General features: G+C 74.4%; 19 protein-coding genes. 10 read left to right on the forward strand and 9 right to left on the reverse strand.

From position 1 onward, the window contains the following. Window positions 1-20: 20 nt before the first annotated feature. Entirely contained in the window at window positions 21-1,211 is a 1,191-nt protein-coding gene (locus ACIQWR_RS26410; protein WP_404014155.1) for an aromatic amino acid transaminase, read from the reverse strand. Continuing rightward, window positions 1,204-2,178, reverse strand: a complete 975-nt coding sequence (locus ACIQWR_RS26415) for an EamA family transporter (protein ID WP_404014158.1) — start codon at window positions 2,176-2,178, stop codon at window positions 1,204-1,206. The genes ACIQWR_RS26410 and ACIQWR_RS26415 overlap by 8 nt, the downstream gene beginning before the upstream one ends. Window positions 2,179-2,397: 219 nt before the next feature. Between ACIQWR_RS26415 and ACIQWR_RS26420 the strand changes: the two genes are divergently transcribed. The 6 genes from ACIQWR_RS26420 (at window position 2,398) to ACIQWR_RS26445 (ending at window position 9,886) form a co-directional block, all read left to right on the forward strand. Next, on the forward strand, window positions 2,398-2,880 hold the full coding sequence (locus ACIQWR_RS26420; RefSeq protein ID WP_404014161.1) for an Lrp/AsnC family transcriptional regulator: 483 nt from the start codon (window positions 2,398-2,400) through the stop codon (window positions 2,878-2,880). Window positions 2,881-3,083: 203 nt separating this feature from the next. Beyond that, window positions 3,084-5,084 carry an AAA family ATPase gene (locus ACIQWR_RS26425; protein WP_404014164.1) on the forward strand — a complete coding sequence of 667 codons (2,001 nt, stop codon included), beginning with the start codon at window positions 3,084-3,086 and terminating at the stop codon, window positions 5,082-5,084. 201 nt (window positions 5,085-5,285) lie between these two features. Then, window positions 5,286-6,827, forward strand: a complete 1,542-nt coding sequence (locus ACIQWR_RS26430) for an MFS transporter (protein ID WP_404014167.1) — start codon at window positions 5,286-5,288, stop codon at window positions 6,825-6,827. A 132-nt stretch (window positions 6,828-6,959) separates the two neighbouring features. Continuing rightward, the gene (locus tag ACIQWR_RS26435) at window positions 6,960-8,324 is read left to right on the forward strand and encodes a carotenoid oxygenase family protein (protein WP_404014170.1); all 1,365 of its coding nucleotides are present in this window, start codon (window positions 6,960-6,962) and stop codon (window positions 8,322-8,324) included. A gap of 79 nt (window positions 8,325-8,403) precedes the next feature. After that, window positions 8,404-8,961: a TetR/AcrR family transcriptional regulator gene (locus ACIQWR_RS26440; RefSeq protein WP_404014173.1), complete on the forward strand. Its 558-nt coding sequence runs from the start codon at window positions 8,404-8,406 to the stop codon at window positions 8,959-8,961. A 97-nt stretch (window positions 8,962-9,058) separates the two neighbouring features. Then, window positions 9,059-9,886, forward strand: a complete 828-nt coding sequence (locus tag ACIQWR_RS26445; protein WP_404014539.1) for an MBL fold metallo-hydrolase — start codon at window positions 9,059-9,061, stop codon at window positions 9,884-9,886. Window positions 9,887-9,943: 57 nt separating this feature from the next. Here ACIQWR_RS26445 and ACIQWR_RS26450 read toward each other — a convergent pair whose 3' ends face one another. From ACIQWR_RS26450 to ACIQWR_RS26460, 3 genes are all read right to left on the reverse strand, one after another. After that, a complete protein-coding gene (locus ACIQWR_RS26450) occupies window positions 9,944-10,675 on the reverse strand; it encodes a hypothetical protein (RefSeq protein WP_404014175.1) in 732 nt (243 codons plus the stop codon). 155 nt (window positions 10,676-10,830) lie between these two features. Then, a complete protein-coding gene (locus ACIQWR_RS26455; protein WP_404014178.1) occupies window positions 10,831-11,691 on the reverse strand; it encodes an alpha/beta fold hydrolase in 861 nt (286 codons plus the stop codon). Continuing rightward, on the reverse strand, window positions 11,688-12,311 hold the full coding sequence (locus ACIQWR_RS26460; RefSeq protein WP_404014181.1) for a TetR/AcrR family transcriptional regulator: 624 nt from the start codon (window positions 12,309-12,311) through the stop codon (window positions 11,688-11,690). The genes ACIQWR_RS26455 and ACIQWR_RS26460 overlap by 4 nt, the downstream gene beginning before the upstream one ends. A 237-nt stretch (window positions 12,312-12,548) precedes the next feature. On the opposite strand from ACIQWR_RS26460, the gene ACIQWR_RS26465 reads away from it, so the two are divergent. Next, on the forward strand, window positions 12,549-13,913 hold the full coding sequence (locus tag ACIQWR_RS26465) for an AMP-binding protein (protein WP_404014184.1): 1,365 nt from the start codon (window positions 12,549-12,551) through the stop codon (window positions 13,911-13,913). Window positions 13,914-13,968: 55 nt separating this feature from the next. Here the strand turns inward: ACIQWR_RS26465 and ACIQWR_RS26470 are convergent, their stop codons facing one another. The 4 genes from ACIQWR_RS26470 to ACIQWR_RS26485 form a co-directional block, all read right to left on the reverse strand. Then, complete coding sequence (locus ACIQWR_RS26470; protein WP_404014186.1) at window positions 13,969-14,331, reverse strand: UBP-type zinc finger domain-containing protein; 363 nt, start codon at window positions 14,329-14,331, stop codon at window positions 13,969-13,971. Beyond that, complete coding sequence (locus ACIQWR_RS26475; protein ID WP_404014189.1) at window positions 14,328-15,788, reverse strand: ATP-binding protein; 1,461 nt, start codon at window positions 15,786-15,788, stop codon at window positions 14,328-14,330. The genes ACIQWR_RS26470 and ACIQWR_RS26475 overlap by 4 nt, the downstream gene beginning before the upstream one ends. Next, window positions 15,785-17,461: an FAD-dependent oxidoreductase gene (locus ACIQWR_RS26480; RefSeq protein WP_404014192.1), complete on the reverse strand. Its 1,677-nt coding sequence runs from the start codon at window positions 17,459-17,461 to the stop codon at window positions 15,785-15,787. Before ACIQWR_RS26480 ends, ACIQWR_RS26475 begins: the two co-directional genes overlap by 4 nt. Before the next feature lie 103 nt (window positions 17,462-17,564). Further along, window positions 17,565-18,896, reverse strand: a complete 1,332-nt coding sequence (locus ACIQWR_RS26485) for a helix-turn-helix domain-containing protein (RefSeq protein ID WP_404014195.1) — start codon at window positions 18,894-18,896, stop codon at window positions 17,565-17,567. Between the two features lie 226 nt (window positions 18,897-19,122). Here ACIQWR_RS26485 and ACIQWR_RS26490 point away from each other — a divergent pair, with 226 nt between their 5' ends. From ACIQWR_RS26490 to ACIQWR_RS26500, 3 genes are all read left to right on the forward strand, one after another. After that, window positions 19,123-19,860 (forward strand): DUF4232 domain-containing protein, encoded by a 738-nt coding sequence (locus ACIQWR_RS26490; protein WP_404014198.1) that lies wholly within the window; start codon window positions 19,123-19,125, stop codon window positions 19,858-19,860. Between the two features lie 117 nt (window positions 19,861-19,977). After that, complete coding sequence (locus tag ACIQWR_RS26495; RefSeq protein ID WP_404014201.1) at window positions 19,978-21,336, forward strand: MFS transporter; 1,359 nt, start codon at window positions 19,978-19,980, stop codon at window positions 21,334-21,336. A 5-nt stretch (window positions 21,337-21,341) separates the two neighbouring features. After that, window positions 21,342-22,580, forward strand: a complete 1,239-nt coding sequence (locus ACIQWR_RS26500) for an anhydro-N-acetylmuramic acid kinase (protein ID WP_404014542.1) — start codon at window positions 21,342-21,344, stop codon at window positions 22,578-22,580. The last annotated feature ends 71 nt before the right edge of the window (window positions 22,581-22,651 follow it).

The following is a 22,651-nucleotide window of genomic DNA, read 5'->3' on the forward strand; positions in this document are numbered from 1 at the left end:
GCGGCGATGCCGCCGGCCGCTCAGGGCCCCGTGACCGCCGCGATGCCGCGCGCGAGGCAGGGGATGCGGTGTTCCGGTATGCCCGCGATGTTCAGGCGCCCGGCGGCCGTGCCGTAGATGGCGAACTCCGTGCGCAGCCGCAGCATCTGTTGCTCCGTCAGGGAGAGCATCGAGAACATCCCCTTCTGCCGGGCGAGCGTGCGGGCTTCCTCGGCCCGGCCCAGGGCGCTGAGGCCGGCGGCCAGCGCGGCCCGGTGGGTGGTGATCCTGGTGCGCATCAGCTCCAGTTCCGCGCGCCAGGAGGCCCGTAGCCCGTCGTCCTCCAGGATCGTCGTGACGACGGCCGCGCCGTGTTCGGGGGGCATGGAGTACTGGGTCCGGGCGGCGTTCTGCAGGGCCGTCTCGGCGTGCCGTGCCGCTCCGGCCGAAGCCCCGATGACGATGGCGGCGCCCACGCGGTCGCTGTAGAGGCCGAAGTTCTTCGAACAGCTGACCGCGATCAGTACCTCCGGCACGCGCGCGGCCAGCGTCCTGGTGGCCAGCAGGTCGGCTTCCAGGCCGTCGCCGAGCCCGTGGTAGGCGAGGTCGACGAAGGGGATCCAGCCCCTGTCGGCGGCCGAGTCCGCGAGCGCGCGCCAGTCCTCGGGCCGCGGGTCCACCCCGGTGGGGTTGTGGCAGCAGCCTTGGAGGAGGACGACGTCCTCGCGCCCGGCGCCGGCCAGTTCGCGCAGCACGCCCTCCGTGTCGAAGCGGCCCTCGGCGTCGCGCCAGCCGAAGCCGCGCACCGTCAGCCCGGCGGCCTCCAGGATGGGCCGGTGGTTGACGTACGCCGGTTCGCTGATCCACACGGTCGCGCCGGGGCGGGTGCGGTGGATCAGGTCGGCCAGCAGGCGCAGGGAGCCCGATCCGGCGACGGTCTGGACGGCCGCGGCCCGTTCGGCCGGACCACCGGGCGCGGAGCCGAGCACCATGGAGAGCACGGCCCGGTTGAAGGCGGTGTTGCCGGAGAGTCCCCGGTACTCCTTGGACGGCGAGCGTTCGGCGAGGCGTATCTCGGCCTCGCGCACGGCGGCCATGACGGGGGTGCGGCCGGTTTCGTCACGGTAGACGCCGAGGACGAGGTCGAGCCGTTCGGCCCGTTCGTCGGCGCCGAAGGCGTCGGTCAGCGCCCACAGCGGGTCCGCGGGCGGTGGCGGGAGCAGCTCAAGCATCTGCGGGGATCTCCGGTCGGGGGCGGGTGCGGGGACGGCGGTTGGCGAGGACGACGCCGGTGGTGATCAGCGGTACGCCGACCAGCACGGCGGCGGTCGGCGACTCCCCCAGCACCGGAACGGCGAGCAGGACGACGGCGACGGGGCTGAGGCTGCCCATCACGGCGCTGCGCTCGGCGCCGAGCCTGCGGATGGCGAAGGCGTACAGCAGGCCGGCGCAGAGGCCGACCCCGAGTCCCTGCACGACGAAGAAGAGGGCGATGTCGGATCCGGCGGCGTGGGCGAGGCCGGTGGGAAGGGCTCCGGTCAGCACGAGGACCGCGATGATCACGAAGGAGGGCAGGCAGAGCAGGCCGATGGAGCCGACGGGGTCGAGGTCGACCTCCTTGAGCCCCACCGTGTACAGCGCCCAGAGGCCGCTGGCGACCAGGAGCGTGCCCGCGCCTTCCATGACGTCGGTGTCCACGGGAACGACGTAGCGCCAGACAAGGACCGCGACACCGACCGCGATGAGCGCGAGACCGGCCGCCTGAGCGCCGCGGGGCGCGCGGTGCCCGCGCGCGACCATGAGCGCGGTGACGAAGAGCGGGACCATGCCGGGCACGATCGAGCCGACGAAGGCGGCGGAGGTGAGGGAGCCGCCGTGCATCGCGGCGAGGAAGAAGGGCACTCCGGCCCCGCAGACGATCTTGACGGCCGGTCCGGGCCGCACCGCCGCGATGCGCCGGCGGCGACGCCACAGGGCGGGGGCCAGCAGCAGGAGCGGTACGCCGAAGCGCAGCAGGGCGGCATCGGCCGGCAGCAGCGAGGAGGCGCTCAGGGCGCGGGCGCTGAGCGCGAAGGCCGCCCAGATCGCCACGGTCACCACCAGCGCCGCCATGCCGACGGTCTGCGGGGAGAACCGGCGCGCGAGCGCTCGGCCGGGTCCCCGGGGAGGGGCCCCGGCCGGGGTGTCGATGGCGACCAAAGGGGTTTCTCCAGCTTCTGGGGCCCGGCGGGCGGGCAGATCGATACGGCGGCGGGGCAGGGAGTGCGTACGGGCGAGGTACGGGCGACACGGGCGGCGCGCACGCGCGCCGTGGCCGGATCTCGTACCCCCGCAACGCTAGGGCTTCGGCCGGGGCAGTCGATTGCCAGTTCTGCCTCCTGGACATACGTTTGGGGCAGAATCTGCCAAGGAGTGGCCATGGACGCAGTCGATCTGCAGATCATCCGGGAATTGCAGGCCGACGGCCGACTGTCCAACCAGGACCTCGCCGACCGCGTCCGGCTCTCGCCGTCGCCGTGTCTGCGGCGCGTGCGACGGCTGGAGGAGGCCGGCCTGATCCGCGGCTACACCGCCGTGGTGGACCAGGTCGCCTTCGGCCTGCCCATCACCGTTTTCGTCCGGATACGCCTGGAGCGCCACACGGCGGAGGCGGTCCGGCTCTTCGAGCAGCACGTCGCGCTCATCGAGCACATCCAGGACTGCTACCTGATGGCGGGCAGCAGCGACTACCTGCTCCGGGTCGTCATCGAGGACCTGGAGGCCTACGAGTCGCTGGTGCGCGACCGGATACACGCCATCCCCGGCATCGCCTCGATCGAGTCGAGCTTCGCGTACGGCAGCGTCAAGCAGTCGCGGACCTACCCCCGCCCGACCCCGGGCGCCTCCGCACGCCGCCTCTGACCCCCGGCCGGGCTCGTCAAGTGGCCTGATCAGAGCCTCGGTTAGGATCACCGACGGAGCAGCGGCTCGGGAGGCGGACCACCTCTCGGGCACCGGATCCGACACCTCCCCTCCCGCGCGCGGCACGGCCCGGCGGGCGGAGCTGTCCCCGGACGCGGCCGCTCCGTAAGGGAACGAGGGGGAGGAGAGCCACCATGGTGTCCGTGGGAGAGAGGCTGAGCCGGGCGCGGGTACGGGCCTTCATCGGCCGGGACGAGGAACTGGGCCGCTTCGAGGACGCGTTGGGCGGCGACCCGCACGCGCCGTTCGCCTTCTACGTGCACGGTCCGGGCGGCATCGGCAAGTCGACGCTGCTGCGCTGCCTGACGGACCGCGCCCGCGCGGCGGGCCGGCCGCTCGTCGAGCTCGACGGCCGCTTCGTCGAGCGGGACCCGGCCGATTTCGAGCGTGCCGCCGCGGCCTTCCTGGACGTGCCGGGGACGGTCCTGTTCGTGGACTCCTTCGAGCACTGCCAGTGGATGGAGAGTTGGCTGTGGCACCACTTCCTGCCGCGGGCCGCGGACGGCGCCCTGGTCGTCCTGGCCGGCCGGCGCGCGCCGCAACCGCAGTGGGCGGCCGACCCGGCGTGGTCCGGGCTCCTGCACGTGAGCGAGCTGGGACCCTTCTCCGAGGACCAGGCCCGCGGTCTGCTGGCGGCCGCCCGGATCCGGCCCGAACTGCGCGACCCGGTGCTGCGCTTCGCCGGAGGCAACCCGCTGGCCCTGTCCCTCGCGGCCGCCGCGGGGTCGACGGGCTGCGGCCGGGAGGACATCTGGGCCCCCTCGGCGGACGTCCTGCGCACCCTGCTGGCGGGCTTGATCGGTGAAGTGCCCACCGCGGCCCACCGCCGGGCCCTGGAGGTGGCGGCGCAGTCCCACTCGACCTCGGAGGAGCTGCTCACCTCGGTGCTGCCGGAGGAGGACGCCCACCTGCTCTTCTCCTGGCTGCGGGACCTGCCCTTCATGGAATCCACGCGGCGCGGGCTCCACCCGCACGACGCGGCGCGCGAGACGCTGGCCGCGGACCTGCGCTGGCGGGCGCCCAACGCCTTCGAGACGATGCGCCGCCGCCTGGCGGACGAATACCTGCGGATCCTGCGGGAGGCGCCCGAGGAGCGGGTGTGGACCGTCACCGACGAGCTCTTCTTCCTCTTCCGGGAGGGGAAGACCCTGGCCCGGCTGCGCACCTGGTCCCGCGAGGACGAGGTGCACGACCGCCCCCTCCACCCGGACGACCTCGATACCGTACTGCGCATGGCCGAGGAGACCGAGGGCGCCGCCTCCGCGGAGATCGTCCGCTACTGGGCCCGGCGCCAGCCGCAGGCCTTCAGCGTCTACCGGCTCGTCGACACGGGTCGGATCGTGGCCTTCACGGCCCGGCTCGCGCTGGCGGCCCCGCCCGACCCGCAGGATCTGGCCGCCGATCCCGTCATCGCCGCCGCGTGGCGGTACACCGAGGACACCGCGCCGGTCAGCCCCGGCGAACACATCGGCGTCAGCCGCTTCACCGTCTACCCCGAGCGCTACCAAGTCCCCTCCCGCGTCATCGACCTGAGCAGTTCACGGGCCCAGGCGGAAGCGGCCCGCGCCCGGGGCCGCGCCTACGGCTTCGCCGTCTTCCGGGACGCCGAGACCTGGGGCGCACGCGTCAAGGGCACCCTTGAGGACATCGGGGCGCGCCCGCGGGTGGGCGCCCACACCTACGGGGTGTTCGGAGTCGATTGGCGCGGCATACCCGTGGAGGCGTGGATCCAGAGCTTCCTCTCGGACACCGACGCCTCCCCCGTGCCGCCCGGGCCCTCGCCCATCTCGCGCATCGCCTTCGACCAGGCCGTGCGCGAGGCGTTGGCGCACTGGCGGGACCCGGGCACCTTCGCGGCGTGCGCCCTGTTGCGCACCCGGCTGGCGGCCGATCTCACCGACGCCGCCGCGGAGTTGCGCGCCCTGCTGCGCGGGGCCGTCGACGGGCTCGCCGACGACCCGCGCGCCGTGCGCGCCCGGGAGGCCCTGACGGCGGGGTACTTCTCCGGCGCCCCCACCCAGGAAGCCGCCGCCCGGCGCCTCGGCCTGCCGTACGGCACCTACCGGCGCCACCTGCGGCAGGGCCTGGACCTGCTCTGCGAGGCCCTGTGGGAGCAGGAGTTGTACGGCTCGCGCGCGCGGTAGCGCGGGCGGTGGCACGGGCGGTGGCACGGGCGGTGGCACGGGCGGTGGCACGGGCGGTGGCACGGGCGGTGGCACGGGCGGTGGCACGGGCGGTGGCACGGAAGCCCGCGGTGGCGGGTGGACAGCCGCGGACAGGACTGGACAGTCACCGTCGCCGTCGGGCCTGGAGAGTGGACAGCGCTCCGCACGAGGCTGTGCGACATGAACCTCCCCCACCGCACACCGACCGGGCGGACACCACCCGGTCGGACACCACCCGCCGCCCGGGCGACGGCCGCGCTCACGGTGCTCGCCGCGGCCCAGTTCACCATCATGCTCGCCACCTCGATCGTGAACGTCGCGCTGCCGCAGATCCGTGCCGGGGTCGGCCTGTCGGACGGAGGCACGACCTGGGTGGTCAACGCCTACGGCCTGGCCTTCGGGGCCCTGCTCCTGGCCGGCGGGCGCGCGGCCGACCTGCTCGGCCACCGCCGGGTGCTGATCACCGGCCTCGCGCTGTTCGCGGTCGCCTCGCCGGTGGCGGGGCTGGCCACCTCGCCCGGCCTGTTGATCGCGGCGCGCACCGTCCAGGGCATCGGAGCCGCCGCCATCGCACCGGCCTCCCTCGCCCTGGCCATGGGCCTCTTCCCGCCCGGGCCCGGGCGGGGCAAGGTGCTCGGGGTGTGGGGCGCGGTCTCCGGTGCGGGAGCGGCGGGCGGCGTCCTGCTGGGTGGTGGGCTCACCCAGGCGTGGGGCTGGCCGTGGCTCTTCCACTGCGTCGCGCTCGGGGCGGCCCTGGTGCTGGCCGCGGTGGTGGCGCTGGTACCGCGCGGGGCCGGCGGCGAGGACGGCCGGTTCGACCTGGTGGGCACCGTCACCGTCACCCTCGCCCTCACCAGCCTGGTCTGGGGCCTGACCACGGCGCGGGGCGCCGGCTGGACGGATGCCCGGGTGCTGGGCGCCTTCCTCGCCGCCGGTGTGCTGCTCGCCGTCTTCGGCGTGATCCAGTCGCACCGCCCGGACGCGCTGCTGCCGCCGCGGTTGCTCGCCACCGGGCGCGTGGCCGCGGGGAACCTGCTGATGGCCCTGCTCGGGTCGGTGTGGATCGCGCTCTTCTTCTTCCTGCCGCTCTACCAGCAGCAGGTCCTGGGATCCAGCCCGTTGGTGACCGGGGTCGGGCAACTACCGCTCGCGATCACCCACATGATCGGGTCGGCCCTCGCGCCGCGCGTCTCGCGCCGCTTCGGCGCCACCGCGACCGTGAGCGCGGCCCTGTTCACCGAGGCCGCGGGGATGCTGTGGCTGTCACGGATGAGCGCCGACGGCAGCTACCTCGTCGACGTGCTGGGCCCGAGCATCCTCATCGGCCTCGGCCTGAGCATCGCCTTCGTCCAGCTCACCGCCTTCGCCATGGAGGGCCTCCCGCCGCGGGACGCGGGCCTGGCGGGCGGCCTGGTGAACACCACGCGTCAGGTCGGCGGTGCGATCGGCCTGGCCGCGCTCGCCACCTTCGCGGGCTCCGTCACCGCCCGGGCGTCCCCGTACGAACCGGCCCTGGAGGCCCTGACCGCCGGGTACCGGGCCGCCTTCACGGTCTCGGCCGCCGTCCTGGCCGCGACGGGCGTCCTCGCCGTGCTCCTCACGCGCCGCACGGACCCGCGGAGCACCGGTACGCCGACGTACGGGTCCACGAGCCCGCGGCGCCCGCACCTCGTGGGACGCCCGCAGGCCCCCGAGGCCCCCGCGACCCCGCGCGTCGGCTGACCCGGCCGGCTCCGCCACCCCTCCCCCACCCCTCCGCCCCCGCTCCCTCCCCCCGTACGTCACCTGACGTCCCGCACCTGCCCTTCCACCGTGACCACCGTGTCCATCGTGTCCATCGAAAGGAAATCCACCATGACCGCCGACAAGCCCTACCTGACCGGCCACTTCACGCCCGTCGTCAACGAGGTCACCGCCACCGACCTCACCGTCGAGGGCACCCTGCCCCCCGAGCTGACCGGCCGGCTGCTGCGCAACGGCCACAACCCCAAGCCCGGCGTCACCCCCACCCACTGGTTCAAGGGCAGCGGCATGGTCCACGGCCTCCGGCTGCGCGACGGCCGCGCCGAGTGGTACCGCAACCGTTGGGTGCGCACCCCCGCGCTGGACGGCGCCCCGTACATGACGGAGCGGGGCCCGGACCTCACGGCCAGCGCCGCCGGGACGCACATCATCGAGCACGGCGGACGGCTGCTCGCCCTGTGCGAGGCGAACCTCCCCTTCGAGCTCACCCGGGAGTTGGACACGGTCGGCGCGTACGACTTCGACGGCAAGCTGCGCACGGCGATGACCGCGCACCCCAAGGAGGACCCCGTCACGGGCGAGCTCCACTTCTTCGGGTCCTCGCCGTTCCCGCCGTTCCTCGTCCACTACGTCGCCGACGCCAAGGGCGAGATCGTCCACACCGCCGAGGTGCCGGGGGCGACCGCCTCGCTCAAGCACGACTTCGCCATCACCCGTCACCACGTGGTCTTCATCGAGGGCAACGTCACCTTCGACCCCACCGAGCACTCCGGCATCCCCTACGGCTGGAGCGACCAGCACCCCGCCCGCATCGGCGTCATGCCGCGCGGCGCCGACGGCCCCCGGAACATCCGCTGGTTCTCCATCGAGCCGGGCAACATGCTGCACGTGGCGAACGCCTTCGAGGACGGCCGGGGCCGCGTCGTCCTGGAGGGCCCCACCGTGGACCACGAGGGCTTCGACCTCTCCTGGAACTGGTGGGCGGGCAACCCCGGTCGCGGCACCGAGCCCGTCTCCCGCTCCTACACCCGCCGTTGGGTGATCGACATGGCGGCCGGCTCCGTCGACGAGCAGATCGTCGACGACCTGCCGGTGGAGTTCCCGACCCTCAACGAGGAGTACCTGGGCGCCGAGAACCGCTACCACTACGCCGTCTCCTTCCCCGACGAGAAGGGCTTCGGCGGCTACGGCGTGGTCAAGTACGACCGCACCACCGGCGCCCGCCGCATCCACCAGGTCGGTGACGCCCGGATGCCCGGCGAGGCCCTCTTCGTCCCCGCCGCCGGCGCCACCCGCGAGGACGACGGCTACCTGCTGACGGTCGTCAGCGACCTCAAGCAGGACGCCTCGCAGCTGCTCGTCCTCGACGCGTCGGGCCTCGACCGGATCGCCACGGTCCACCTGCCCCACCGCGTGAGCGCCGGGCTGCACGGCTCCTGGGTCCCGGACGCCGCCCCGGCCGGATCCGAGCGCTGACCGTACCGCGATCGGACACTCCCGAGCCCCTTGACGCTCATCCTTAGCGTTAAGGGGCTCGGGACGCTAGGGTGACGGCATGAGCACGCGACCGAGCACACGCCCCGGGGGCCGCAGCGCCCGCGTACAGCAGTCCGTGCACGACGCCGCGCGCGACCTCGTGGCGGAGCGCGGCCGCGAAGGGCTGACGGTGCCCATGATCGCCGCGCGCGCCGGCGTGACGCCGTCCACCGTGTACCGCAGGTGGGGCGACCTCCAGGAACTGCTGGCGGACGTCGCGGTCGCGCACCTGCGCCCCGACGGTCCGCCCGACGACCGGGGCTCCCTCAGGGACGATCTCGACGCCTGGGCCGAGCTGTTCCTCGACGAGATGGCGTCGCCCCCGGGGCGCGCCTACGTCCGGGACGTGCTGAGCGGTGACCCCGACGGGCTGGGCGCCGGGCAGTGTTCGGCGTACGCGGCCGAACAGCTCACCGTCATCCTGGAACGGGCCGTGGAGCGCGGCGAGGTGGCGCCCGGCCTGGAGGACACGATGGACGCGGTGGTCGCCCCGATGGTGTACCGCATCCTGTTCCGGCCCGGCGCGCTGACGGCGGACTACGCCCGCGGCCTGGTCGACGCGCTGCTGGCCCGTTGAGCGGACCGACCCGCGTCTCTCACCGAAGCCCCTTCCCAGGAGAACTCCCGTGCCCCACTGGCAGATCGGCGACATCGCCGTCCACCGCATCGACGAGATGGCCCTTCCCGCGGCCACCGGCCCCTGGCTGCTGCCCGGCGCGACTCCCTCCGTGGTGGCGGGGGTCGACTGGCTCAAGCCGTCCTTCGCCGGCCCCGACGACCACATCAAGCTGGCCGTCCACACCTTCGCGCTGGAGATCGACGGGCTGCGCGTCCTCGTCGACACGGGCATAGGCAACGGCAAGACCCGCGCCAACCCGGCGTGGAACGACCTCGACACGGCCTACCTGGAGCGGCTGACCGACGCGGGCTTCGCGCCGGACAGCGTCGACTACGTGATCCTCACCCACCTGCACGCGGACCACGTCGGGTGGAACACCCGTCGGGCTCCCGACGGTTCCTGGCAGCCCACCTTCCCCCGCGCCCGGTACGTCGTCGCGGCGGCCGAGGACGCGTACTGGTCCGCGGTGGAGGTGGAGGAGAGCCGGCGTCAGATGTTGGACGACTCCGTCGAGCCGGTGCGCGCGCACGGCCGGTTGGACCTCGTCGACGTCGCGCAGGGCGGTACGGAGTTCCTGCCCGGCCTCACGCTCGTGCCCACGCCCGGTCACACGCCGGGGCAGATCGCGGTCGCCCTCAGCAGCGGCGGGCACCGCGCCGTCATCACCGGCGACTGCATCCACCACCCGGTGCAGCTGGCCGAGCCCGCCCTCTGCAGCTGCGTCGACATCGATCCGGCGGCGGCCGTACGCACCAGGACCCGCTTGCTGGACGAACTCGCCGACACCGAGACCCTGTTGCTCGGCAGCCACTTCCCGCCGCCGACCGCCGGAGTGGTCCGGCGCGACGGCGACGGCTTCCGCCTCCTGCCTGCGGCGCACTGACCCGCCCGGCGCGCGCGGGGCGCCGACGAGCGGGCCGGAGGCGGGGTCGGCCCGGGATCAGACGGGTGCGTTCCAGGCGGTCGTCAGGCCGTCCAGCCAGGCGGGCGGCAGCTCCCCGGCGTCCCACTCCTCGCGCAGCGGTCCGGGCGCCACGACCAGCCGCTCCAGCACGGCGATGCCGGTGACCGAGTGGACGAGCGAGTACCGGCCGTGCACCGCGATGCTGCCGCCCGGTCCGTACTGCGCGAACAGCCGGTCCAGTCGGGCCCGGTGGGCGGTGGCGAACTCCGTGAGCCGCCCGGCGTACCCGGCCCGCTGGCGCGGGGTCATCGTGGTGAGGACGGCGGCGAGCACCTCCTCCGTCACCTCCGGGTCCAGCTCCGAGACCTCGGTGAAGGACAGGTACAGGGGGGTGAGCGCCACCCGCGCCCGCTCCACCTCCATGCGCCGCACCCGCTGGCGCGCCGCGGCCGGATCGGGCTCGCCCTCCGCTCCCACGACCTGCAGCAGGGTCCGCTCGGTGACGGCGCCGAGCTCCTCCAGCAGGTCCCCGGCGCCGTCGAGCCAACCCGACTCGTACGCTTCGCCCTTGTCACCGGGCGCGGTCCGGCCGCCGCCGCTCAGTTCCTCGTGGGCGAGTGCCAGCGCCCCCGCCTCCAGGAGCCCCATGAGCGTCCGCGCGTCATCGGAGGGGACGCCCGCACGGGCGAGGAGCTGGAGCAGCGTCGCCCTGGCATTGTCGACACTGACCTCGTCCGGCCACTGCCGTCCCTCGTCGGCCGTGCTCATCGGGTCCTCCTGATCGCTCGGGTGGTGCGCGGTGCGTTCCGTCCCATCAGATCAGATCGCCGGGGTGAGCGCGGGAAGGGTCCCCCGCGGGATCCCCGCGCGCGGCAGGACACGGCCGGAGAGCCGCTCCGGGATCCCTGGCGGAGATCGGCGGCTCAGCCGCCGATCTCCGCCAGGAAGGGGACGACCGCGTCGACGAAGTGTTCGCCCCGGTCCCCGGCCACCATGTGTCCCGCACCGGCCACGTCGACGTACCGCGCGCGGGGCACCCGGGCGCAGAACTGCGCGGCGGTCTCCTCGCGCACCACGTCGCTCTCCCCGCCCCGGACGAGCAGGACCGGTACGTCGGCGCCGCGGGCGGCGCCCAGGAGGCGCTCCGCCATGCCGGGCGGGTCCATCCTGCCCTCGAAGTGGTCCAGCATCCGGGGGTCCCAGTGCCAGACCCACCGCTCGCCCCGGCGGCGCAGGTTGTCGCGGAGCCCGCCCGTGTCGTACGGGCGCGGGCGGCGCGCCAGGTGGGCGGTGACCACCGCGGCCGCCTCCTCGACGCTCGCGAAACCGTCCGGATGGCCGCGCATGAACTCCACGATCCGGCGCGCCCCGCGGGGATCCGGGCGGTGCGCCACGTCGACGAGCACCAGGGCGCGCACCGCCGCTCGCGGGGCCTCGCCGGCGGCGAGCAGCGAGGCCAGGCCGCCGAGCGAGGCGCCGACGAGCACCGGCCGGTCGTGGAGCGCGGCGACGAGCGCCCGGACGTCCCCGGCGAAGAGGTCGAGGCCGTACGCGCCGTCCGCCGACCAGTCGCTGGCGCCGTGCCCCCGCAGGTCCGGGGCGACGACCCGCCAGCCCCGCGCGGCCAGGCGGGGCCCGGCCCGGCTCCAGGCGCGGCGGGTCTGGCCGCCGCCGTGCAGCAGGAGGAGGGGCGGTGCGGACGCCGCGCCCCAGACGTCGGCCACGAGCCGGTTGCCGTCGCCGCCCACGAAGGTCGAGGTCCGGGGCGGTGCGCCGGCCCTCATGCCGTGCCCCGGGTGCGCAGCGGCTCCAGCAGCCGCTCCCGGTGGGCGTCCGCGGCCGCCGCGGCGAGTACGACGTCCAGCCCGAAGAGGGCCCGCTCCAGGAACCGCTCGTCGTCGATCAGGCCGGCGACCCACTGGTGCAGGGCGCCGACGCAGGAGGTGGCCACGGCGAAGGCCAGGGCGTCGGCGTCGACGTCGGCGCGCAGCACGCCCCGCGCCCGGACGTCCGCCATCGCCCGGCGGAGCTGACCGAGCGGGCTGCGGTCGAAGACGAGGCCGCTCTCCTCCCAACCCCGCACCATGCGGCGCGACACGACCGGGTCGCCGGTGAAGAGCCGCACCGTCGCCCTGACGACCTCCCGCGGGTCGCCCGTGTCCAACACCGCCAGCTGGGCCTCCAGTCGGTCCACGAAGCCGCCGGCGAGCGCCTCCCAGACCTTCTCGCGCGGTCCGATCAGGTTGTACACGGTGGCCGGGGAGACGCCCGCCCGTTCGGCGATCCGCTCGGTGCTGATCGCCGACTCCGAACCGTCCCTCAGGAGGTCGCGCGTCGCGTCGAGGATCCGCTCCCGTCGCTGCGCCTTGTGCTGCTCGCGCAGCCCGCCGCCGCCCGTCCGCATGCGATCACGCCCCTTGGACTTGGAGAACCCTTGAACTTAGAGAGCTCTCTAAATTTAAGAGGGTCGGCGGTCGGGGTCAAGGGCCGCACCTTGGTCCTTCCGCCGACGGGAGCCGGCCTCCCTGGTGGGGAAAGCGCATTGCGCCCCCGGGTGTCGGCGACTTGGATGGAGCGGACCAGGCGGCGGGCCCGCTCCCCGACCCCGTGCGGAGCCCTCGCCCCGCAGGGAGGGAAGCGGATGTCACCCACGCTCGACGGCTGTGCGCCCTGGCCCGAGGAGTACGTCGACCACTACTGGGCGGCCGGGCACTGGCGGGGCACTTCGCTGGACGACCTGCTGCGCGGCTGGGCCCTCCAGTACGGCCCCCGGACCGCACTCGTGCACGGCGACACCCGCATCACCTACGCGGCCCTGAACCGGCGCGTGGGCCGCACGGCGGCCGGCTTCCGGCTGCGCGGCCTGCGGCCGGGGCAGCGGGTCCTCGTCCAGATGCCCAATGTGCCCGAGTTCGTGATCACCGTGTTCGCGCTGATGCGCGCCGGCGCCGTCCCCGTGTTCTGCCCGCTCCCGCTCCGCGCGCCCGAGGTGTCCCGCATCGTGCGGCTCACCCAGGCCGTGGGGTACGTCGGCCCGTCGACGTACCGGGGCTTCGACCACATCGCGATGGCCGCGGACATCGCGGCCGAAGGGCCCTTCCTGCGGCGGGTGTTCCCCTTCGAGGAACCGGGCACCGCGTCCCCGTACGGCGGATTCACGACCGACACCTCGGGCTGCCACTACTTCCCGCTGGCCTCCCTGGACTCCCCGCCGGACCAGCCGCTCGTGCGGGGCGCCGACCAGGTGGCGCTCCTCCTGCGCGCCGCCCGCGCCGACGGCGCCCGCGACGCGCCCCTGCTCGTGCCCCGCACCCACGACGACTACGCCTACCAGGCGCGGGCCGCCGCGGAACTGGTGTCGCTGACCGAGGACGACGTCTACCTCGCCGCCCTGCCCGCCGACCACAACCTCACCTTCGGCTGCCCCGGCATCATCGGCACCCTGACCGTCGGCGCCAGCGTCGTCCTGCTCGACGACCCCGATCCCGCCGCGTGCCTCGCGGCAGTCGAGCGGGAGGGGGTCACCGTCACCTCGGTGACGCCCGCCGGGGCCCGGCTCTGGCTCGACGCGCTCCCCGACGTCGGCGCGGACCTGAGCACGCTGCGGCTGGTGCAGTGCGGCGGCGGGCCACTGCCCCGGGCCACCGCCGAACGGATCGCCGCCGAACTGGGCTGCCGCCTCCAGCGGGTCTTCGACCTGCCCGAGGGTCTGGTCACCCTCACCCGGCCCGCCGACCCGCGGGAGACCGTGCTCACCACGCGGGGCCGCGCGCTCTCGCCGGACGACGAGATCCGCATCGTCGACGCCGAAGGCGCGGACGTGCCCGACGGCGAGCCCGGCGAACTCCTCGTCCGCGGTCCGTACGCCCCGCGGGGGCACTACCGCGCCCCCGACCACAACGCCCGCGCCTTCACCGCCGACGGGTTCCTGCGCACCGGCGAGCGCGCCCGGCGCACCCCCGACGGCAATCTGATGCTGGCCGGCCCTCCCGCCGACCCGCTGTAGGCCGCCCGGCCGTGCAGGCGCCCGGTCGTGCGGTTGTGCTCGGCCGTGCGGTCGGTCAGCGGTGCAGTCGCCGCGCCCAGTCCTGCGGGACCCGGTCGGCCGGGCCCGGCGCGGACTGGTCCGCGGGGTGGCCGACGGGCGGCGCGAGCGCGGGCCCGGACTCGTACAGCTCATCGCCGGCGTAGTCCCAGTACCACTCCTCGTCCGGTTCGAAGCTCTGCACGAGGGGATGGCCGCTGGATTTCCAGTGGGCGGTGGCGTGTTGGGCCGGCGAGGAGTCGCAGCAGCCGACGTGCCCGCACTGGGCGCAGCGCCGCAGGTGGAACCACCACCCGCCCACCGCGTCGCAGTCGACGCAGCCGGTGCCGGAGGGCACGGCGCTCGGGTCGATACCTTCGACGGCCTCGGTGTCGCTCATGCGGGCTCCTCGTCCTCGTCGGATTCCGGGGCCGCGGTCAGTGGCAGCAGCACCTGGAAGCGGGTGTCGCCCGGTACGGACTCGACCTGGAGGCTGCCGTGGTGCTTGCTCACCACGATCCGCCAGGAGATGTCCAGGCCGAGGCCGGTGCCCTCGCCCACGGGCTTGGTGGTGAAGAAGGGGTCGAAGATGCGGCTTCGGATCTCCGCCGGGATGCCGGGCCCGGTGTCACGGAACTCCACCAGCAGCCGGTCCCCCTCCCGCGCCGTGCGGACCGTCAGCGTGCCGTCGCGGCCGGTGCTGCCGATGGCGAAGACGGCGTTGTCGATGAGGTTGGTCCACACCTGGTTGAGTTCCGCCGGGTAGGCGGGCACGTCCGGCACGGAGCGGTCGTACTCCTTGACCACCCGGATCCGGGGGCCGAACTTCCCGGAGAGCATCACCAGGGTGCTGTCGAGGAGTTCGTGGACGTCGACGACCCGGTACGGGGCCCGGTCGAGCTGCGAGTACTGCTTGGCGGCGTCCACGAGGTGGGAGATGCGGGTCGTGGAGTCGTTGATCTCGTCCATCAACAACTCGGTCTCGACCGTGTAGTTGAGCCAGCCGATCGCCCCCGGCAGGATGTCCTCGGCGACGGTCGCCGCGACGTGGTCCAGCCAGTCCGTGTCCAGCCCGGCCTGCACGAAGGTCGGCGCGATCCGCCAGCCCTCCTGGATGCCGTGGTCGTCGAGCCAGTCGGTGAGCAGGTCCTCCTGGTCGGAGGCTTCCAGCGGACTCAACGCGGGCGCCTTGGCGACGCGTTCGGCCGTGCGCTCCTGGATCTCGATCAGTTCGGCGAGCGCCTCGCGGGAGTAGGGGCCCTTGGCGATCACGGCCAGTTTGTGCCGCATCTTGCCCACCCTCTCGCGCAGGCTCTCGGTGGCCCGGACCGCCGCCGCCGCCGGATTGTTCAGCTCGTGGGTGAGCCCGGCGGACAAGGAGCCCAGCGCCAGCAACCGTTCGCGCTGCCCGATGGCCTGTTGGGTGCTCCTCGAACCGAAGAAGAGGCCCTCCAGCAGGTGCGCGGCCATCGGGAACCACTCCCGCATGACGTCCGCGAACGACTGCGCGGGCAGCACGAAGAACCGCGTCCGCTCGGTCACCCGCATCGAGTTGTTGTAGGTCTGCGGCACCCGGTCGCCCAGGTAGGCCTGCATGGCCCCGGAGTACACCCCGCGCTGCGAGGTGCGGCCGACCTCCACGTCGTCCGCGCCGACCCGGCGGGACAGCACCACGGTGCCTTCGATCATCACGTAGAAGCAGGTCGCCGGATCGCCCTCGGTGTACACGGGACCGACTTCGAAGCGCTCGACCCGTCCTTCGGCGCACAGCCGCCCGAGCTGCTCCGGGGTGAGCTTCTCGAACAGGAACAGCGAGGAGATCTCGTGCGGAGCGCACGGCATGACCTGCCCGCTCATGACTGCTCCAGGTAGCGGTGGACCAGCATCACGGCCATGGCTCCCTCTCCTACCGCGGACGCGACGCGCTTGGCGGACTGGGCGCGCGCGTCGCCCGCCACGAAGACGCCGGGGATGTTGGTCTCCAGGTGGTAGGGCGACCGGTCGAGCTCCCACTCCGCGGGCGGCCTGCCGTCCGCCGTGAGGTCCGGGCCCGCCAGGATGAAGCCGTGTTCGTCGCGCAGCACGGTGCCGTCCAGCCAGTCGGTGAGCGGGGCCGCGCCGATGAAGACGAACATCCACTGGGTGTCGAGGAGTTCGGTGGCGCCGCTGTCCACGTCCCGCACCGTCAGCTGTTGCAGGTGTCCCTCGCCGTGCGCCGATTCGACGACGGTCCGGGCGCGCACCGCGATGTTCGACGCCTCCTCGATCTGTTGGACGAGGTAGTGGCTCATCGAGGCCCGCAGCGACTCCCCGCGCACCAGCAGCGTCACCGACTTCGCGCCCCGGGCGAGGTACATCGCCGCCTGTCCGGCCGAGTTGGCGCCGCCCACGATGTACACGTCCTGCTCCTGGCACGAGGCCGCCTCGGTGAGCGAGGAGCCGTAGAACACGCCGCAACCGGTCAACTCCTCGCAGCCCGGTGCCCGGAGCTGGCGGTACGACACCCCGGTCGCCAGGATCACGCTGTGCGCGGCGATCTGCGAACCGTCGGAGAAGCGGACCACGCGCGCGGCGCCGTTGACCTCCAGTCCGGTGACCTCGCGGGCGGTGAGGATCTCGGCGCCGAACCGGCCGGCCTGGCGGCGCGCCCGATCGGTCAGCTGTGCGCCCGAGACCCCGTCCGGGAAGCCGAGGTAGTTCTCGATGCGGGAGCTCTGTCCGGCCTGTCCCCCGGTCGCCGACCGTTCGATCAGTACCGTGCGCAGCCCCTCGGAGGCCCCGTACACGGCCGCGCCGAGGCCGGCCGGGCCGCCGCCGATCACGACGAGGTCGTAGAAGTCCGCGGCGGGCGTCGTCGCGAGGCCGACGTGGGCGGCCAGGTCGGCCGTCTCCGGCTCGATCAGCACGGCGCCCTGCGGGGTGACCACCAGCGGCAACCGCTGCCCGTCGGCGCCCGCGGCCTCCAGCAGCCGCCGGCCTTCGGGCTCGTCGGAGGAGTACCAGCGGTACGGCACCTGGTTGCGGGCCAGGAACTCCCGCACGTCCGAGGAGCGCGCCGACCAACGGTGGCCGACCACCTTGGTCGCGGGCACCGGCCGGTAGTCGCTGGCGCGCCAGGCCGCGAGCAGGTCGTCCACGACCGGGTAGAGCTTCTCCTCCGGCGGGTCCCAGGGCTTGAGCAGGTAGTGGTCGAGGTCCACGACGTTGATCGCGTCGATCGCCGCGTTGGTGTCGGCGTAGGCCGTCAGCAGCACCCGCCGGGCGCCCGGGTACACGTTCAGGGCCTGTTCGAGGAACTCGATGCCGTTCATCTGGGGCATCCGGTAGTCGGCCAGGATCACGGCCACCAGATCGCCCCGCAGCTTCAGCTCGCGCAGGGCCTCCAGCGCCGACTCGCCGGACTCGGCGCGCACGATCCGGTACCCGGCGCCGTAGCGTCTTCGCAGGTCACGGGCGACGGCTCGGGAGACTCCCGGGTCGTCGTCCACGGTCAGGATGACGGTCCGCGCGGTGTCGGCGACCTCGACCATGTGCCTCCTGCCCGGGCGGACCCCACCGGCACGGCCAGCCGCGCGCCGGTTCTCGACCATCGTAGGTGCGATCGCCCCGGTCCGCTCCGGGGCCGGGGCGACCTCAGGAGGTCGTGCCCACTGCGACCCATCCGTTGCCGCCGAGGGGGAACTCGTATCCGGGGCGGCCGGTGTGCCCGCTGGTGCGGAACGGCTTCCCGTTGTTGTCGATCGTGAGGGTGCCGTGGCGCGGACCGCTGGACCAGGACAGCTCCAGGTACCAGCTCACGTCGTTCGCCGCGACGCCGGCCCTGATGTAGAACACCTCGGGCTCGGACTCGCTCACCTTGAACGGGAAGTTCGGCTGGCCCTCCTCGGGCACGGCGGCCGGGCGCGTGGCGTCCAGGGACACGTTGAAGGTGCGGGTGGGCACGCCGGAGCCGCAGCCGACGCCCGGGTACCCCATGGCGTAGTCGTTCCAGGCGAGGGGCGCGCGCTTGCCGGCGGTACGGACGGTCAGGCCGTCGAGGACCACGGTCTCCTTGCCCGCCCCCTGGAGGGTCAGCGTGAGGTACTGCCCGCCCGCCGACACGGCCCCGGCCGCGCCGACCCAGGCCGGGGCGTCCCGCTCCAGGGGCGGCGGGGCCACTTCGGCCGGCGGCTTGTCGATCAGGTAGTGCTGGTCGCAGGGGCTCTCCCAGGTGTACGGCTGGGTCGTCACCTTGACGGGCGCACCGGCCGCGGGGGCTTCGCCCCGGCCGGGCGGGGGCGCCGACACGGGGGCGCTGCCGGACCCGGTGGCCCCGGCGGCGCCCGCCGGGCCCGGGGAGGCGGGTGCGGAGGCCGGGTCCGAGGCCCCGGAGGGGGCCGCCCGGGCCGTCCGGTCGCCCGTCCGCTGCCCCGCTCCGGGCGGGGCGGCCGCGGCGCCGACGGGCCCGTCCCGGCCGTCGGTGTCGCGTGCCGACAGGTTCGCGGTGAGCGCGACCGCCCCGGCGACCACGGCCACGGCGAGCCCGGCGTAGGCCGCCCTGCGGTGCCGGCGCCGCTCCTTCGGGGCGGGCGCGTCGGAGAGGCGGACGACGGACGGCTCGGGGGCGGGGGTCGGGGTGGGGGTAGGGGTGGGGGTAGGGGTGGGGGTAGGGGCGGGTTCCGGCTCGGGCGAGGGGACGGGCGACGGGGCGGTCGCGGGCTCGCCCCCCTTGCGCGGTCGGTTCGCGTCCGCCAGTACCCAGTGCCGGTGCAGCTCGACGAGCTCGTCGGGCGATGCCTTGCACAGGCGGGCGAGCCGTTCGACGGGGGCGTAGTCCGTGGGGACGACGTCGCCGTTGCAGTACCGGTGCAGCGTCGACGTACTCATGTGGAGCCGTTTGCCCAGCGTTCCGTAGCTGTGCCCGGACCGCTCCTTCAACTCCCGCAACAGCCGGGCGAACCCGGCCCCGGCAGTGTCCTGCGACACCGTTCCTCCCACCCGCGTTGCACCCCGTGTCCCGTTCCGCGTCCCAGCGGAGGTTTGTTCCAGCAGCTCAGAGGCTGTTTCGCCGTTCCAGTATCCCTGACCGACCGACAGTCGTGGCGGCCGGGACGGATCGCCTCACAGGCTGGGGCCATCCAAACACAGGGCCACCGGCGCCGGTTCCGACGGATCCGGCGCCGCGTGGTCGGCACATGAAGGGCAGTCACCGATGACCGCGTTCCGCCGCCGCTCCCCGCGTCCCCGCACCACCCGCCGCCTGGCCGGCGCCGCCGCCGTCGCCCTCGCGGCCCTCGCCCTCACCGCCTGTCAGAACGGCGCGGACGGCACGGGTGCAGCCGCCCCGGGATCCGCCCCGGGATCCGCCCCCGGATCCGCCACGGTCACCCCGTCCACGGCGGGCGGCACGGGCAACGCCCAGGGCGCGGCAGCCGCCTCGTCGACGGGAGGCGCGAAGACCTCCGGGACCGGGGCCGGCACCGGCGATGCGAAGGGCTCCGCGGACGCCTCCGGCGCGGGCGGCCGCGTCCAGTGCGCCGGGTCCAACACGGCCGTCACCGTCCAGCCGGTCACCCGGCCGCTCAACCACATGCTGATCACGGTCAGGAACACCGGCTCCAAGCCCTGCGACCTGACGTACTACCCGGTGCTCCGCTTCGACGAGATGCAGTGGGCACCGGCCGCACGGAAGGAGACCCAGCCGCAGGCCGTGGTGACGCTCGCACCCGGCGGGTCGGGCTACGCCGCGGCGGTGCTGTCGGCGGCCGACGGCAGCGGCGAAGGCGGGACGACGGCCCGCCGGCTCACGATCGGCTTCCAGGGCCGGACGCCCAACAGCAGCGGTGGCGCCTCCGCCACGCCCGCCCTGCCGCCCCAGGGGATCTACTACGACAGCTCGTTGGTCGTCACCTACTGGCAGCAGAGCGCGGCCGAGGCGCTCGACTCCTGACCGGGGGCCGCGACAGGGGCGGGGGCGTGCGGCAGATGGAGCGTGCGGCAGATAGGGCGTACGGCAGATGGGGGACGGGGCTTGTGGAGCGGCCCCGTCGCTCAGCACGCTTGCCCCATGACCACACCCGCCCCCGCCCCGGTACGGGCTCCCACGGCCGCCCGCCCGGCCGGTGCGCGCCGGGCACTGGTCGCGGGGTCCGTCGGCAATCTGGTCGAGTGGTACGAGTTCGGCGTCTACGGCTACTTCGCCACCGTGATCGCGGCGCACTTCTTCACCCCCGAGGGCGGCAGCCCCGTGGAGGGCCTGGTCAAGACCTACGCGTCCTTCGCCCTCGCGTTCTTCTTCCGGCCCGTCGGGGCGGCGGTGTTCGGCCGGCTCGGCGACCGGATCGGCCGCCGCCCGGTGCTCGTCCTCGTCATCTGCCTGATGACGGGGGCCACGGCCATGATCGGCGCGCTGCCGACGTACGCGTCCGTCGGCGCGGCCGCACCGTGGCTGCTGACGGTCCTGCGCGCCGTGCAGGGGCTCTCCGCGGGCGGCGAGTTCGGTGGCGCGGTGGCGGTGATGACGGAGTGCGCACCACCGGGTCGCCGGGGCCGGTACGGGGCGTGGCAGTCCTTCACGGTGGCGCTCGGCCTGCTCGGGGGCGCCGCCGTGGCGGCGCTCCTGGCGACCGTGCTGAGCGCCTCCCAACTGCACGCGTGGGGATGGCGGGTGCCGTTCCTGCTGACGCTGCCCCTCGGGCTCGTCGCCCTGTGGCTGCGCTTGCGACTGGACGAGACCCCCGCCTTCGCCTCGGCCGTCGCGTCCGCGGGCACCGCCCCGCCGGGCGCCCGGGAGCGCGTCCCGGAGGGCGGGCCGCCGCGGCGGCCGCCCGTCTCGGACACCGTGCGGGCCGTGGTCCTGGGCGCCGGGCGGGTCATGGGCTGGTCCGCGGCCGGCTACACCTTCCTGGTGGTCCTGCCCTCGTACCTCCAGAACACCCTGCACGCGACCTTCCGGCAGGCCCTGGTCGCCACCGCCCTGGCCAACCTCGGGTTCGCCTGCTCGATCCTGCCGGCGGGCGCGGTGAGCGACCGGGTCGGGCGGCGTCCGGTCATGCTGGCCGGGGCGCTCCTGGTCGCCGTGCTGGCGCTGCCGCTGCTGCACCTGGTGCAGGATCCGGGCGCGGCGGCGTACGCGAAGGGCGCGGCGCTGGTCGGGGCCGGGGCGGCCGTGGGGCTGATGGCGGGGCCGGGGCCGGCGATGCTGGCCGAGATGTTCCCGACGACGGTGCGCTACACGGGCCTCGGGCTGGCGTACGCCCTGTCCAACGCCGTGTTCTCGGGCTGCGCGGGGCTGGTGATCACCGAGGTCGTCGCACGGACCGGGGACGTCGACGTCCCCGGGTACTACGCGGCGGCAACCTGCGCGGTCAGCGCCGTCGCCCTGCTCACGCTGCGCGGCGACGACCACGAGCGCGAGCTGCGGTGAGCGGCCTGCGGGTGATCGGGTTGATGTCCGGCACCTCGTACGACGCCATCGACGCGGCCGCCGCCGAATTCACCGTGGACGGGGACGCGCTCGTCCTCACGCCGCTGGGCACGCTCGGCACGACCTACGACGACGCGCTGCGGGAGGCGCTGGCCGGGGCGCTGCCGCCGGCCGGGACGGATCTGGCCACGGTGTGCCGGCTCGACACCCGCATCGGGCAGGCCTTCGCCTCGGCGGCGCTGCGGGCCGACGCCGAGTTGTGCGGCGGGCGGGCCGACCTGATCGCCTCGCACGGCCAGACCGTCTACCACTGGAGCGAGGCCGGGCGGGTGCACGGCACCCTCCAGATCGGCGAACCCGCTTGGATCGCCGAGGCGACCGGGCTCCCCGTCGTCTCGGGCTTCCGCACCCGGGACGTGGCGGCCGGCGGGCAGGGCGCGCCCCTGGTGAGCATCGTCGACGCGATGTGGCTGCGCGGGCGGCCGGGGGTCTGCGTGGCGCTCAACCTGGGCGGGATCGCGAACGTCACGGTGCTGTCGGGCGGCGGGGCCGGCGGTGGGCCGCTGGCCTTCGACACCGGGCCCGCGAACGCGCTGATCGACGCGGCGGTGCGGGAGTGGGCGGGGCGCGATCGCGCGGGCCGGGCCCGCTCCATGGATGTGGACGGCGCGCTCGCCGCGCGGGGCCGCGTACATCTCCCGCTGCTGCGGCGGCTGTCGGAGGAGCCGTACTACGCGCTGCCCGCGCCGAAGACGACCGGCAAGGAGCTGTTCCACCTGGCCTACCTGCGGGCGGCGTTGGCGCCCTTCGGGCGGCTGCCCGCCGAGGACGTCGTCGCCACGTTGACCCGGCTCACGGCGCGGACCGTCGCCGAGGCCGTGCGGCCGTTCGGCGCGACGGAGGTGATCGCCTCCGGCGGCGGTACGCGCAATCCGGTGCTGATGCGGTGGCTGGAGGAGGAACTGGGCGCGGGCGCGGGGGGCGTCCTGCTGCGGACCTCCGACGCACTGGGGCTGCCGTCGGAAGCGAAGGAGGCGTACGCCTTCGCCGTGTTGGGCTGGCTCACCGCGCACGGACTCCCGGGCACCCTCGCCTCCTGCACCGGCGCCCGGCACCCGAGCGTCCTCGGCTCGATCACGCCCGGCGGGCGCGGCCCGCGACTGCCGACGCCGCTGACAACGGCCCCCGATCGCCTCGACGTCCGGCCCGTGCGCGGCCTCGGCTCCGCCGCCGGTCCCCGGTGACGGCGGAAAACGGGTTGCCGGCGAGCGATCGCTTGGCGAGGCTGCTCGGGCAATCGATGAGCCGAGAGCCC

Source organism: Streptomyces sp. NPDC098789 (assembly GCF_044759975.1).
In the GTDB taxonomy this organism is placed as follows: domain Bacteria; phylum Actinomycetota; class Actinomycetes; order Streptomycetales; family Streptomycetaceae; genus Streptomyces.

Coding starts and splice junctions, on each gene's coding strand:
- ACIQWR_RS26495 (WP_404014201.1), top strand. CDS start 19,978: ATGACCACACCCGCCCCCGCCCCGGTACGGGCTCCCACGGCCGCCCGC.
- ACIQWR_RS26440 (WP_404014173.1), top strand. CDS start 8,404: ATGAGCACGCGACCGAGCACACGCCCCGGGGGCCGCAGCGCCCGCGTA.
- ACIQWR_RS26490 (WP_404014198.1), top strand. CDS start 19,123: ATGACCGCGTTCCGCCGCCGCTCCCCGCGTCCCCGCACCACCCGCCGC.
- ACIQWR_RS26455 (WP_404014178.1), bottom strand. CDS start 11,691: ATGAGGGCCGGCGCACCGCCCCGGACCTCGACCTTCGTGGGCGGCGAC.
- ACIQWR_RS26435 (WP_404014170.1), top strand. CDS start 6,960: ATGACCGCCGACAAGCCCTACCTGACCGGCCACTTCACGCCCGTCGTC.
- ACIQWR_RS26470 (WP_404014186.1), bottom strand. CDS start 14,331: ATGAGCGACACCGAGGCCGTCGAAGGTATCGACCCGAGCGCCGTGCCC.
- ACIQWR_RS26410 (WP_404014155.1), bottom strand. CDS start 1,211: ATGCTTGAGCTGCTCCCGCCACCGCCCGCGGACCCGCTGTGGGCGCTG.
- ACIQWR_RS26450 (WP_404014175.1), bottom strand. CDS start 10,675: ATGAGCACGGCCGACGAGGGACGGCAGTGGCCGGACGAGGTCAGTGTC.
- ACIQWR_RS26475 (WP_404014189.1), bottom strand. CDS start 15,788: ATGAGCGGGCAGGTCATGCCGTGCGCTCCGCACGAGATCTCCTCGCTG.
- ACIQWR_RS26460 (WP_404014181.1), bottom strand. CDS start 12,311: ATGCGGACGGGCGGCGGCGGGCTGCGCGAGCAGCACAAGGCGCAGCGA.
- ACIQWR_RS26465 (WP_404014184.1), top strand. CDS start 12,549: ATGTCACCCACGCTCGACGGCTGTGCGCCCTGGCCCGAGGAGTACGTC.
- ACIQWR_RS26445 (WP_404014539.1), top strand. CDS start 9,059: ATGGCCCTTCCCGCGGCCACCGGCCCCTGGCTGCTGCCCGGCGCGACT.
- ACIQWR_RS26420 (WP_404014161.1), top strand. CDS start 2,398: ATGGACGCAGTCGATCTGCAGATCATCCGGGAATTGCAGGCCGACGGC.
- ACIQWR_RS26430 (WP_404014167.1), top strand. CDS start 5,286: ATGAACCTCCCCCACCGCACACCGACCGGGCGGACACCACCCGGTCGG.
- ACIQWR_RS26480 (WP_404014192.1), bottom strand. CDS start 17,461: ATGGTCGAGGTCGCCGACACCGCGCGGACCGTCATCCTGACCGTGGAC.